This window comes from Kitasatospora sp. NPDC034533, assembly GCF_055575155.1.
In genome coordinates, this window is sequence record NZ_JBVITE010000008.1 from 21906 (window position 1) to 34728 (window position 12823).

Genomic DNA, 12823 nt, shown 5'->3' on the forward strand with positions numbered 1-12823 from the left:
GGCTCACTCCCCGGCGAACCGCTCCCGCAGCTCCGCCAGCACCTGCGCCGCCTCCGGCAGCCCGACCGCCTCGCAGCGCGCGATGCCGGCCGTCAGCCGGGCCACCGCCGCCCCGGTGCGGCCGAGGTCGCTGCCCTCGATCAGCGCGGCCAGCCGGACGCACTCCGCCCGCGGCGACTCGGCCCGCTCGCCGCCCGCCTCGTACTCCGGGATCGCCCGCTCGACCTCGGCCAGCGCCTCCTCGTACCGTTCGGCGACGGCCAGCGAGCGCGCCCGCTCGTAGCGCGAACCACCGCGCAGGTACCAGGAGTTGTACTCCTCGCCACGCTGTTCGGCCGCCTCGCCGACCGCGTCCGCCTCGGCGAGCAGGGCGAGTGAGACGGGCAGCCCCTCGGCGCCCTGCGCCCGCATCGTCAGCCTGGCGAACTCCCGCAGGGTGGCGGCCAGTTGATCGACCTGCGGGGCACGGCCGTGCGCCTCGCGGGCCCGGGCCAGCGCCGCCTCGGCGGCCTCCCAGCGGTCCGCCTGGGCGAGCGCCAGGGCGGCCTCGCAGGCGACCATGGTGTGGGTCTCCTGCTCCTCCCAGCCGGCCACCAGGTCGGCCAGCCGCAGGTACTCCTCGGCGGCGTCCCGGTACTCCTCCAGCTCCCCGAGGCCCCGGGCCAGGTCCAGCCTGGCCTGGGCGACCATCCGGACGTCCAGCCGGGCCGCCGAGGCGTCCCCCAGCACCGACTCCAGCACGGCCACCGCGTCCGCCGCCCGGCCGGTGTCGCGCAGCACGTCGGCCAGTTGCAGACGCACCTGGGCGGCCTCCTCGACCGCCTCGGCGCCCTTGCGGTCGTAGCGCGCGGCCGCCTCCGACAGCGCCCGGACCGCCCCGCCGAGGTCTCCCGACCGCAGGCAGGAGTGGCCGAGCATCATGTACGTCGGCGCGTACGGGTAGGAGTCGTCGCCCCAGCGCACGGCCTCGGCCAGCGCCCGGTGGAACACCTCGACCGCCTGGCCCGGCTGGTCGCCCTGCACCAGCACCTGACCGAGCAGGCCGAGCACCCGGGGGGTGTGCCAGGGCAGCTCGGCGGCCTCCAACTGGGCGAGCACCTCGCGCAGTTCGGCCTCCGCCTCGGCCAGCCGGCCCTGGCGGGCGGCGGCGTCGGCGGTGTACTGCCGGGACGTCGCGGCGCGGCGCTCGGAGCCGAGCCGGACGGCGGCCTGCCGGTAGGCCCCGACCACCGCCTCGAAGCGCTCGGCCACCTCGTCGGCGGGCTCGGGCAGTGCCTCGGACAGGTCGTGGTGGGCGGCGTAGGCGCGGGTCTGGAGCAGGATCAGGTAGTCGTCGTCGGTCAGTTCACCGGTGGCGCGCAGTTCCTCGGCCCGGGCCAGCGCGGCGTCGAGCGCCGCCCAGTCGGCCCGCCGGGCACCGCCCTCGCCGCCCTCGCCGTGCTCACCGTTCCCGCCGCCCGGGGCCCCGTCACGCTCGTCCAGGTCGGCGATCAGCGCCCGGGTGCGCACCATCAGCGCCGGCCCGGCCAGCCCCGCCCGCTCGAACAGTTCGGCGGCGGCCAGCAGCCCCGCCTTGCCCTCGGCGTACGCGTCGCGCTGCAACGCCTCGTGCGCGCGCTGCTCGGCGAGTTCGGCGCGCAGCCGCTCGGGGCTGCCCAGCTCGGCGCTCTCCGGGTGGACGAAGCCGGCCGTCTCCACGCGCTCGGCGACCCGCTTCCACAGCCGGTCGGAGTCCGGGTGGCCGAGCAGCTCCAGCTCACGGGCCCGCAGCACCAGGGCGGTGAAGTCCTCCGGCTCCGGCTCGACCACCCGGCGCGGCGCGGGCGCGGCGGCCGGGGCGGCGGACAGCTCGGGCGCGGCGGCGGCCCGTACCCCCAGCGCCAGCGGCTCGGCCAGCAGCGGCTCGACGGCCAGCCTGGCGCGCCGGGCGGCGCTGACGGCCCCGGTGCCGTTGCGGGCGTCGAACCGGGCGGCCAGCGCGTCGGCCTCGGTGCGCAGGTGGGCGAGCAGGGTGTCCACCGTCCAGGTGCCGCCGGCCGGGCCGGCGACCGCGAGCGCGCCGTGGCCGGCCCGGGCGAGCTGGGCGGCCAGCACCTCGACGCCGGTCAGGAAGTCCAGCCGGGAGGCGGGCTCGCCGGTGACCGCGAACAGGTCGCGGTTCTCGGCGAGCAGTTCCAGGCCGCGCGGCTCGTTGCCGGAGAGCGCGCAGAACTCGATGTGCAGGCCGACGGCGTGCAGCATCGAGGCCTTGCCGCGGGCGTAGCGGTAGCCGGCGAGGTGGCCGGAGCGGGCCTCGTCCAGCCGGCCCTGGCGCAGCTGTGCGAGCAGCGCGGTGGCCTGGCTCAGGTAGGGCTCCTGCTCGCAGCCGCTGCGGCCGTCCAGCACCGGGGCGAGCGTCTCCAGCGCCCGGGCGTCGTCCCCGGCGGCGAGGAAGTGCCGGGCGCGGGCACGGGTCTCGCAGGCGTGGCAGTCGCTCAGCTCGGAGCGGGGGCGGGCCGCCCACAGCTCGTAGGCGTCCTGCACGTCGAGGCCGGTGTGCGCGGCCAGGTGGTAGCGCTGGGCGTAGTACGGCTGGAGGTCGTGGCCGGCCGCGCGGTAGCGGTCGCGCAGTTCGGTGTGCCAGCGCCGGATCGCCGAGAGCGGGACGTCCGGGGTGTCCTTGAGCGCGTCGGCGACCCACTTGAAGCGCCAGAGCACCTGCTGCGCCGCCCATTCGCCGAAGCCGTCCGGGTCGGTGTCCCAGAGCTTGAGGACGCGGGCGAAGACCACCGGGCTCTTGCTGCGCTCGCCGTCGTACTCGTAGGCCTCCATCAGCTCCAGCAGGGCCATCGAGCGGACCCCGGTGTCGTCGAACTGCTCGGCGGCGTCGACGAGTTCCTCGGCGGTGACGGTCCTGGTCCGTCCGTACGGGCGGGCGTCGTTGTCGCGCAGCGCGGCCATCACCGCGTCGGGGGTGTCCAGCATCACGCCTCCTTCCCGCCGTCGGCGTCGCCCTCGGAGGAGCCGGTGCCGGTGCCGGTGCCGGAGCCAGTGCCAGTACCGGTGCCGGAGGGGCCGGTGCCGGAGCCGGTGCCGCCGGAGGGGCCGGCGGCGGCGCCTTGGGAGGAGCCGCCGGCCGCCTCGTGGCCGAGCATGGCGTGATCGAGCAGGCTGATGAACGAGCGGTTGAGCAGGGCCGACTCACTGGCCTTGAGCGGGCGGCGGGTCATCAGCACGGCCTGCCCGTACAGCGCCTCGACGGCGGTGACGGCCAGCTCGCGGCTGGTGACGGTGGCGGCGCGGCGCACCAGCGGGTTGAGGTGGTTGAGCACCAGCTGGGCGCGGGGCACCTCGGCGCGCAGCGAGCCCAGGATGTCCGCCCACAGCCCGTCCGCCTCGTCGGCGAGCTGGGCCCGGGTGCGCTCGTGCCGGGCCTCCCGGTTGTCGAGCAGCAGGGCGGGCGCGTTGGTCGGGTGGAAGCTGCGCAGCGCGACGTCGCAGTCGAACCGGCCGACCACCTCGCGGGCGATCGCCAGGAAGGCGCCGGCGGCCAGCTCGGTGGCCGGGTCGACGGAGTCCAGGTGCGCGGTGACGGTGCCCGGATCGAGGTCGGAGACCGAGACGCCGGGGCGGATCTCGGGCAGCCGGTGCACCAGGTCGCGGTCGTAGGTGTAGCCGCCGTTGACCACGCCGAGCCCGGCCGCCCCGGCGATCGGGGCGACCTGCCGGAACTCCTCGACGGTGCGGGTCACCAGCACCACCGGGTGGCTGCGGGCGAACTCGTCCAGGGTGACGTTGCCGTCGGTGGTCTCGAACGGCAGCCAGGGCAGCATCATCCGCAACAACTCGTCGTCGTAGCGGGCGAGTTCCTTGACGGCGAGGTGGTGGACGGACAGGAAGCGGTGCAGCAGCGCCGGGTCGCTCGCGGACAGGCCGGTCAGCCAGTCGCGGATCCGGGCGCCGAGCGCGTCCCGGACGGCGGCCAGCGTCTCGTCGGCGTACAGGCCCTCGCGGGAGGCGGTGGGGCGCAGCCCGTCGGTGTCGACGACGCAGCGCACGAAGAACGCCCAGTCCGGCAGCAGTTCGTGGGCCTGGTCGGAGAGCAGCATGCCCTTGAGGTGCACCCGGTGGCCGTTGCGGCGCGAGGGCGGGGCGGCGTCGGGCAGGACGTACGCGACGCCGCGCAGGCCGACCAGCGGCAGGTCCAGCTCGATGGTGTCGAGCGGGGTGAAGTCGAAGGCGGCGCGGCAGTACTCGGCGAGCGCGTCGCGCTTGGCGAGCGGGGAGGCGTGCCGCGCGGCCCACGGCGGGGTGCGGTTGACCGGGTGCTCGGTGCCGTGGGCGTCGATCACCGTCACGTCGTGGCGCAGCAGGCTGCCGAAGTCCCGGGCGAGGCTGAGGACCCGGCCGGGGCGGGTCCACTCGGCGGCGTCGGCGCGCGGGGTGAGGGTGACGGTGGTGCCCGGCTCGGGCTTGGCCGAGGCGGGCAGGGTGCGGATGGTGTAGCTGCCGTCGGAGCTGCCGCGCCACTCGATCGCCGGGGCGTTCGGGGTGGCGGCGGAGCGGGTGAGCACGGCGATCTCGTCGGCGACGACGAAGCAGGCGAGCAGGCCGATGCCGAACTGGCCGATGAAGTCGCCGCGGGCGCGGGCCAGTCCGGCGCCGTCGAGCCGGCCGTCGGCATCGCGCTTGGAGCTGCGGCCGATGGTGGCGAGGAAGGTGTGGACGTCCTGCTCGGTCAGGCCGATGCCGGTGTCGGTGACGGACAGCTCGTCGTCGGCGCGCACGGTGATCGCGGCCGGCGCCCCGGGGTCGAGGGCGCGGCGGGCGGAGATCGCGTCCACCGCGTTCTGCAGCAGCTCGCGCAGGTAGACCCGGGGGCTGGAGTAGAGGTGGTGGGAGAGCAGGTCCACCAGGCCGCGCAGGTCCACCTGGAAGGTGTGCGCACTCGTCGGGTTGTCGGTAGGGGACACCGGAGGCTCTTTCGATCGCGGGGTGGGTGACGGTGGTGGGTGGGACCGGCGGATGCCGGCTCAGCGCCGGGCGGAGGCGCAGCGGTCGCGGTGGACGCGGAAGGCCTTGACCGGTTCGCCCGCCAGGTAGTGCCAGGGCGCGCTGGTCACGCAGCCGTCCAGCGCGTCGAACAGCAGGCGCGCGGTCTTGGGCTGGTCGGCGAGGGAGAAGGCCATCGCGAAGGCGTTGAAGCTCCGCTGCCAGCCGCGCACCGGGGTGAAGTCCGGGTGGAGGACGGACCGGAAGGCCGCCTCCTGGAGCCCGGAGACCACGGCGGGACTGGTCAGGTAGGCGCGGTCCTCGCCTTCCGGGAGGGCCAGCCAGTGCTCCAGGTGCGCCAGGGCCACCAGCTCGCCGAGCGGGCTGCCCTCGGGGGCGGCGAGCATCGTGGCCCGGGCGAACGCGTGCATCTCCTCGTGCGAGCCGCCCCACTTGGCGCTCAGCTGCTGGAGCCTGGTCCGGTACGGGTCGGGGTTCGCCGGCGCCCGGCGCACCGCGGCCTCGAAGCGGGTGGTGGCGACGTCCGGGCCGAGCGAGGCTCCGAGGGCGCTCCGCTGGAGGAAGGCCCAGGGCACCTGCCAGGCCGGCTCGCGCTCGGCAACCTCCAGCAGCTGCTCCTCGGCGCTGTCCAGCCGCTTGTGGAACAGCTTCCAGCGCTCCTCGGTGACGTCCTTGGCCCGGGCGCCCGTGCGGGCCTCCCAGCCCCAGACGACGTGCCGGGCGCCGGACACCGCCAGGAGCAGGGTGTCGTCCGGGGTCTCGGCGAGCGCCCGGGCCGTCCACTGCTCGACCCGGGGCAGCTCGGAGATCGCCCCGACGAGGAAGGAGAGGTCCCCGTCGTCGGCGGCGGCCAGCACCGGGCGCACCGCGGGCCAGTCACCGGCGGCGGCCTGCCGGAGCATCAGGCGCACCGCGTCGTCCCCGTACGCCGGGTCGAGGCGCGGCTCACCGCCACCGGACGGCGCGCCCTGCCCGGTGCCCCGCCGGCCGAGGCCGAGCCCGAACCCGCGCCACCCGGAGCGGTCCTGCGCGCCCTCCTCGCCGGAGCGGCGTCGGAACAGCGGCATGTGGGGCCCCCTCGAACGTCATCGGTATCTGTCGCATGGCCCGACGATGGCCACGAGATAGGTACATATCACGGCCGACTGACATCCGTTTGCCCAGCCCAGCGCCGTGCCCGGGCCAGGAAGGAGCGGCTCAGCCGATGCCGAGCCCGGCGTCCGGCGTCGCTCCGGACTGCGCCTGTTCGATCCGCTTCACCAGCATCACCGCGAACCTGCGCGTCGCCGCCACGTCCACCGGACCGCCCTCGCTGGTCACGCTCGCCACCACGGTGCCCGAGCGCACCACGATGCCGACGCCCTCGCCCTCGGCCAGCGTCCCCTGGAAGGCCTGGCTCTCGCTGCCCAGCGCCGGGGTGTCGACCTTCCTGAACGGCCCGGTGGCGTAGGAGGCGTAGTTCTCCTTCAGCCGCTGCGCGGCCGCGTCCCGGCTGGGCAGGGTGTCCACCAGGAAGCGGACGACCACGTCGCCCGAGGAGAAGCGCACCGACCCGCTCAGCGGCTTGCCGGCGCAGGAGGCGGCGGCGGCTCCGGCGCAGGTGACGGTGTGGTCGGCGGTGTCGACCCTGCGCTTCTCCTCCTCCCATCCGGCCATCGCCTTGGCGTCCGGCAGCACCTGCCCGACCACCTTGTCGTCCAGCAGCGCCGTCTCCAGGTCCCCGTGCGGCGCCTCCACCGCGGCGGTCGGCGCCGGTGCGGGGGCTCCGGTGCCCGTCGCGCCCGGGGCGGGGGCACCCGCGGACGCGGACTCCCCCGCCGTGGTCGTCGCCGTGGCCACCGCACCCGTCGCCGCCCCCGGCCCCGGCGCCGACGATGCCGCGGCAGCCGCCCCGCCCGCGCCCTTCGACCCGCCGGAGGAGCACCCCGCCAGCACGCCCGTCAGCACCCCGGCCGCCGCCACCGCGGCGAACACCCGCCGACCACCCATCCCCATGCCCTCCCCAGCCGTGTCAGTGACCCCACAAGATAGCGACCGCCCGCGCGCGGACGCCGACGGGGCGGCGACCTGCCGGTCACCGCCCCGCCGTACTGCCGCGTCGTCCCGCGCTACCGGTGGATCAGGCCGCCGGGGCCGGGAAGGTCGGGTACTCGACGCCCGAGATGTGCTGGACGACCCGGATGACCTGGCACGAGTAGCCGAACTCGTTGTCGTACCACAGGTAGAGGATCGCGTTGTCGCCGTCGACCTTGGTCGCGCCGGCGTCCACGATCGAGGCGTGGCGCGAGCCGATGAAGTCGCTGGAGACGGCGTCCGGCGAGTCGATGAAGTCGATCTGGCGCTTCAGCGGCGAGGTCAGCGAGACGTTCCGCAGGTACTCCAGGACGTCCTCGCGGTTGGTCTCCCGCTTCAGCTGGAGGTTGAGGATCGCGATGGAGACGTCCGGCACGGGGACGCGGATCGAGCTGCCGGTGATCTTCGCCTGGAGGTCCGGCAGGGCCTTGGCGACGGCCGAGGCGGCACCGGTCTCGGTGATCACCATGTTCAGCGGTGCCGAGCGGCCGCGGCGGTCGGCCTTGTGGTAGTTGTCCAGCAGGTTCTGGTCGTTGGTGAACGAGTGGACGGTCTCCACGTGGCCGCGGACCACGCCGTACTCGTCCTCCATCGCCTTCAGCGGCGGGACGATGGCGTTGGTGGTGCAGGAGGCGCAGGACAGGATCCGCTCGTCCGGCTTGATCATGTCGTGGTTGACGCCGTGCACGATGTTCGGGACGTCGCCCTTGCCCGGGGCGGTCAGCACGACCTTGGCGATACCGGGGCGCAGGTGCTTCGACAGGCCCTCGCGGTCGCGCCAGCGGCCGGTGTTGTCGATCAGGATCGCGTCCTTGATCCCGTACTCCGTGTAGTCGACCTTGGTCGGGTCGTCGGAGTAGATCACCGTGATCTCGTTGCCGTTGGCGATGATCTTGTTGTTCGCCTCGTCGACGGTGATCGTGCCCTGGAACTGGCCGTGGATCGAGTCGCGCCGCAGCAGCGAGGCGCGCTTCACCAGGTCGTCGCCACCGCTGTTGCGCACGACGATGGCCTTCAGCCGCAGGCCGTTGCCCGAGGCCTTCTCGACCAGCAGGCGGGCGACCAGCCGCCCGATGCGGCCGAACCCGTACAGCACGACGTCCTGCCCGGACCGGCGCTCCAGCTTGTTCTCACCGGTGGCGCCGGCGACGGCCTGGGCGGTGAACTCCGCCACCGACAGCCCCCGGTCGTCCGCCTTGTACGTCGCGGCGAGCATGCCGAGGTCGATCTGCGAGGGGCCGAGGTCCAGGGTGGTCAGCGCCTCCAGGAACGGCATCGTCTCGGTGACCGAGAGCTCCTCGCCGGCTATCTGGCGGGCGAAGCGGTGCGTCTTGAGGATGCTGACCACCGACTTGTTCACCAGGGACCTGCTGTGGAGCAGAACGGTGACGTCCCGCTCCCGGTGCAGCCGCCCGATGATCGGGATCATCGACTCCGCGATCTCCTCGCGGTTGTTCCAGTCCGTGAACACGTCGTCGTTGACAGTCACAAGTCCATCTTTCGAGCTGAGGGTGTTGCCCACATGGTAGCTTCGCCCGCCCGCGCCCCCGACCCCCGGTCCCTCCCGACCCCTCCCCGCCCGAGCCCCCCACCTGCGCCTTCTCCCCCGCCCCCGCCCCGAAGGTGATCACCGCCACCCCGGTCCGGCCGCCCTCCGGACGGCCCGCCGCGACTGATCACCGGGGCCAGTACAGTGAGGCGCACGGCCCGGCCGGACGGACGGGCACGGGGCGCGCGAGGGGGCCGGGGTGGCGACGCTGGGCATGCACCGGGACTTCCTGATGGAGTTCGCGGCGCTGGAGAAGCCGGTGCAGCGCCGGGTCTTCGAGACCTTCGAGAAGTTCACCGAGGCCACCCACGCCGGCGTCCACCTGGAGAAGCTCACCAACCAGCGGGACCCCCGGATCCGGACCATCAGGATCACCGACTACTGGCGCGGGGTCGTCCTCAAGGCCGACCGGGGCGACGGCTACCTCCTGCTGAAGGTCCTTCCGCACGACAAGGCCAACGACTGGGCCGTCAAGCACCGGGCCTCGGTCAACGCCGCCACCCAGGGCGTGGAGATCCGCAACGACGTCGCGCTGGAGCGGGCCTCCCGGTCGCTGAAGGCGCTGGCCGCCGACGAGCCCCGGCGGCTGTTCGCCGACCGCTCCGACAAGGTCCTGCGCAGCCTGGGCGTCGACGAGGAGATCCTGCCGATCATCCGGCTGCTCCCCGACGAGGCCCACCTGGAGGCGCTCCACCGGGTGCTGCCGGAGCAGCAGTTCGACGTCCTGGTCGGCCTGGCGAGCGGGATGGAGCCGGCCGAGATCGACCGGGAGATCGTCCGGGCGTACGCCCGGGCGGCCGCCCCGGTGAGCGTCGAACAGCCCGCGGACGGCCTGGTCTCGGCGATGGCCCGGGCGCGCGGCCGGGTCGCCCTGGTGTCCGGCCCCGACGAACTGCTGGAGATCCTGGAGCGCCCCTTCGACGCCTGGCGGATCTTCCTGCACCCGGCCCAGTACCGGGTCGCCTACCGGGAGTCCTACAGCGGGCCGGCCCGGGTCACCGGTGGTCCGGGGACGGGGAAGACGGTGGTGGCCCTGCACCGGGCCTATCACCTGGCTCGCCGGCTGCCCGCCGACGCACCCGACGGAACGATTCTGCTGACCACCTTCTCCGGGGACCTCGCCGCGGAGCTGGAACGCTGCCTCGCCCTGCTCGTCGCGGACGCGCGGATCCGGGCGAAGGTCCGGGTCGTCACCGTCGACGCGCTGGCCGACGAGGTCCTGCGGCGGTCCCGCGCCGGAGCGCCGTCGAAGGTCCTCTTCCAGCAGCGCGCCGTCCTCGCCCGCTGGGGGCGGGTCGCCCGCCGGCTCGGCACCGGGTTCACCGACCTGTTCCTCGACCAGGAGTGGCGGCAGGTCGTCCTGGCCCAGGCGATCGAGAGCCGGGAGCAGTACCTGAAGGCACCGCGGTCCGGCCGGGGCAGGGCCCTCGGGGCGCCGGAGCGGGCCGAACTGTGGCGCGTGGTGGCCGAGTTCGAGGAGGAACTGCGCCGGGCCGGGGAGCTCACCTCCCTCCAGGTCTGCGCGCGGGCCGCACGGGCGCTCGACGACGCCGACGAACGCCCGTTCCGGCACGTGGTGATCGACGAGGCGCAGGACCTGCACCCCGTCCAGTGGCGCTTCCTGCGCGCCCTGGTGGCCACCGGGCCGGACGACCTCTTCCTCGCCGGCGATCCGCACCAGCGGATATACGGGAACAAGGTCTCGCTGCGCTCGCTGGGCATCCAGGTGGTCGGCCGCTCCTTCCGGCTGCGGGTCAACTACCGGACGACGCAGGAGATCCTCAGCTGGTCCGCGTCCCTGCTGACCGGCGAGCGCCCGGACGACATGGACGGCGGGGAGGAGTCGCTGGCCGGCTACCACTCCACCCTGCACGGCGCCCATCCCGAGGTCCACGGCCACCGCGACCAGGCCGAGGAGATCCGGGCCGTCGTCACCCGCGTCGGGGAGTGGACGGCCTCCGGCGTGAGCTCCGAGGACATCGGGATCGCCGTCCGCACCGTCCGGTTCGGCCGGGACATCGCCGAGGCCCTGGAACGGAGCGGGACGCCGGCCCACGTGCTCGGCAGCGCCCCCTCCCCCGGCGTGCGGATCGGCACCATGCACCGGATGAAGGGACTGGAGTTCCGCTGCGTCGCCGTGGCGGGCGTCAGCGACGGCCTGCTGCCCATGCCCGGCGCGATCACCCCGGAGGACACCGACCCGCTACAGCACCGCGAGGACCTGGACGGCGAGCTGAGCCTGCTCTTCGTCGCCTGCACCCGAGCCCGCGAAGCCCTCGCCGTCTCCTGGCACGGCGCTCCCAGCGTCTTCCTCGAACCGGTCCTCCCGGAGCGGTCGCCCGCACGATGAGCCGCGGCCCCGCCGGGCGGAGTCGGCTGCGCCTCGCCCGGGCGGAGTCGGCTGCGCCTCGGCGGGCGCCCGGGCGCGGTTGCTGCGGCCCCGGCCCGGTGGGGTAATGGGAGGCGGCCGGTGTTCGAGGGTGTGACGAGCAGCCCCGGGAGCCTGGGATGAGCGAGCTAGGGACGAGCGGTGGGCCGGAACCGATCAGTGCCGAGGGCCTGCGTGCGGTGCGGGAGGAACTGGCGCAGCTGCGGGCGGAGCGGGGGGAGGTGGCCGCGACGCTGCGGGGGGTGGAGCCGGTGGGAGACCGGGCGGACGCCGCGGACGAGTTGCAGCGGGCGTCGGAGGTGACGCGGCTGGACCGGCGGATCGCCGAGCTGGAGGAGCGGCTGCGCGAGGCCGGGGCGGCCGGGGAGCCGTCCACGCGCGTGGTGGGAGTGGGTTCGACGGTGACCGTGCGGTTCGGCGACGGGACGGAGGAGACCGTCGAGATCTCGGAGGAGGCGGAGGAACGGGACCTCACCCTGGTGACCTTCGACAGTCCGCTCGGGAAGGCGCTGCTCGGACGGCGCCCCGGGGAGACGGTGACCTACGAGACCCCGGCCGGGGCGGCCAGCGCGCTGGTGCTGTCGGTGGGGCACGAGGGGTAGGAACGCCCCCTCGGACGGGCGAGGATTGATCCGCAGGGTCCGCACGGACGCGCGAGTGTGCGAACGTACGGACGACCGGACCGATCCCACCGAGGAGCCGCGACCATGGGCCGAGTGACCGTCCCCCGCAGAGTGCTGCGCCTGCGCCAGGGCACGCCCTCGTACCGCCCCGACACCCTGGCCGCCGAGGAGCCGATGGAGATCCGGGTGGGCGGGCGCCCGTTGACGGTGACCATGCGCACCCCCGGCGGCGACTTCGACCTGGCGGTCGGCTTCCTGGTCAGCGAGGGCGTGGTGCACGCCGCCGAGCAGGTGGCCGGCATCCGCTACTGCGCCGGCGCCACCGCCGACGGCGGCAACACCTACAACGTGGTGGACGTCCTGCTCGCCCCCGGCGTACCCGCCCCCGACGCCTCGCTGGAGCGCAACTTCTACACCACCTCCTCCTGCGGCCTGTGCGGCAAGGCCAGCCTGGACGCGGTGCGCACCACCGCGCCGTGGAGCGTCACCAAGGACGGGCTGCGCGTCACCCCCGCCCTGCTCTCCGCGCTGCCCGAGCGGCTGCGCGCCGCCCAGAAGGTCTTCGAGAGCACCGGCGGACTGCACGCGGCCGGGCTGTTCGACGCCGAGGGGCGGCTGCTGTGCCTGCGCGAGGACGTCGGCCGGCACAACGCCGTGGACAAGGTGGTCGGCCACGCGCTGCGCGAGGGCCTGCTGCCGGCCCGCGGCACGGTGCTGATGGTCAGCGGCCGGGCCTCCTTCGAGCTGGTGCAGAAGGCCGTGATGGCGGGCGTCCCGATGCTGGCGGCGGTCTCCGCGCCGTCCTCGCTGGCCGTGGAGCTGGCCGAGGAGACCGGGCTGACACTGGTCGGCTTCCTGCGCGGGGACTCGATGAACGTCTACACCCGCACCGACCGCGTCGACCTCGATCGCGTGGACAGCGGTCGAGGCGGCACCGGTGAAGGCGGCGCCGACGAGGGCGGCACCGACGAGGGCGGCACCGGTCAAGGCGGCACCGGCGAGGGCGGCACCGACCGCATCGGCACCACCGCGGAGACCGCCGGGTGACCGACCGGGCGACCCGGCGGGTCGGCCGGGCGGCGTCCGGAAAGACCCCCGGGCAAAAGGTAAAGGTTCTACCAAGTACGCAAGTATGACGCTCGGACGGGGATAAGCTCTGACCAGTTGGGGTGAGCCGGCGGTCGCGTCACGGGGGCC

The 12823-nt window shown here is 74.5% G+C and carries 8 protein-coding genes; 3 read left to right on the forward strand and 5 right to left on the reverse strand.

Annotation, left to right across the window (positions count from 1 at the left end; translation table 11 throughout):
- Nucleotides 1-3: 3 nt before the first annotated feature.
- The 5 genes from ACZ55U_RS08355 to ACZ55U_RS08375 all read right to left on the reverse strand — a co-directional run bounded on the left by ACZ55U_RS08355 (nt 4) and on the right by ACZ55U_RS08375 (nt 8554).
- The gene (locus ACZ55U_RS08355) at nt 4-2964 is read right to left on the reverse strand and encodes a hypothetical protein (protein ID WP_465523746.1); all 2961 of its coding nucleotides are present in this window, start codon (nt 2962-2964) and stop codon (nt 4-6) included.
- Nucleotides 2964-4952: an HSP90 family protein gene (locus ACZ55U_RS08360; RefSeq protein ID WP_465523748.1), complete on the reverse strand. Its 1989-nt coding sequence runs from the start codon at nt 4950-4952 to the stop codon at nt 2964-2966. The genes ACZ55U_RS08355 and ACZ55U_RS08360 overlap by 1 nt, the downstream gene beginning before the upstream one ends.
- Nucleotides 4953-5012: 60 nt before the next feature.
- Nucleotides 5013-6059 carry a hypothetical protein gene (locus ACZ55U_RS08365; RefSeq protein ID WP_465523750.1) on the reverse strand — a complete coding sequence of 349 codons (1047 nt, stop codon included), beginning with the start codon at nt 6057-6059 and terminating at the stop codon, nt 5013-5015.
- Nucleotides 6060-6189: 130 nt separating this feature from the next.
- Nucleotides 6190-6981: a hypothetical protein gene (locus tag ACZ55U_RS08370; RefSeq protein ID WP_465523751.1), complete on the reverse strand. Its 792-nt coding sequence runs from the start codon at nt 6979-6981 to the stop codon at nt 6190-6192.
- A 130-nt stretch (nt 6982-7111) separates the two neighbouring features.
- On the reverse strand, nt 7112-8554 hold the full coding sequence (locus tag ACZ55U_RS08375; protein WP_465523753.1) for a glyceraldehyde-3-phosphate dehydrogenase: 1443 nt from the start codon (nt 8552-8554) through the stop codon (nt 7112-7114).
- A gap of 259 nt (nt 8555-8813) precedes the next feature.
- Here ACZ55U_RS08375 and ACZ55U_RS08380 point away from each other — a divergent pair, with 259 nt between their 5' ends.
- The 3 genes from ACZ55U_RS08380 (at nt 8814) to fdhD (ending at nt 12673) form a co-directional block, all read left to right on the forward strand.
- Nucleotides 8814-10964 (forward strand): UvrD-helicase domain-containing protein, encoded by a 2151-nt coding sequence (locus ACZ55U_RS08380; protein WP_465523755.1) that lies wholly within the window; start codon nt 8814-8816, stop codon nt 10962-10964.
- A gap of 158 nt (nt 10965-11122) precedes the next feature.
- A complete protein-coding gene (locus ACZ55U_RS08385; protein WP_465523757.1) occupies nt 11123-11605 on the forward strand; it encodes a GreA/GreB family elongation factor in 483 nt (160 codons plus the stop codon).
- A gap of 105 nt (nt 11606-11710) precedes the next feature.
- Nucleotides 11711-12673 carry a formate dehydrogenase accessory sulfurtransferase FdhD gene (gene fdhD / locus ACZ55U_RS08390; RefSeq protein ID WP_465523759.1) on the forward strand — a complete coding sequence of 321 codons (963 nt, stop codon included), beginning with the start codon at nt 11711-11713 and terminating at the stop codon, nt 12671-12673.
- Nucleotides 12674-12823: the final 150 nt, after the last annotated feature.

Bases quoted from the DNA above. Each gene is read 5' to 3' on its own strand.
- ACZ55U_RS08355 (WP_465523746.1), bottom strand. From the start codon at position 2,964: ATGCTGGACACCCCCGACGCGGTGATGGCCGCGCTGCGCGACAACGAC.
- ACZ55U_RS08365 (WP_465523750.1), bottom strand. From the start codon at position 6,059: ATGCCGCTGTTCCGACGCCGCTCCGGCGAGGAGGGCGCGCAGGACCGC.
- ACZ55U_RS08370 (WP_465523751.1), bottom strand. From the start codon at position 6,981: ATGGGTGGTCGGCGGGTGTTCGCCGCGGTGGCGGCGGCCGGGGTGCTG.
- ACZ55U_RS08385 (WP_465523757.1), top strand. From the start codon at position 11,123: ATGAGCGAGCTAGGGACGAGCGGTGGGCCGGAACCGATCAGTGCCGAG.
- fdhD (WP_465523759.1), top strand. From the start codon at position 11,711: ATGGGCCGAGTGACCGTCCCCCGCAGAGTGCTGCGCCTGCGCCAGGGC.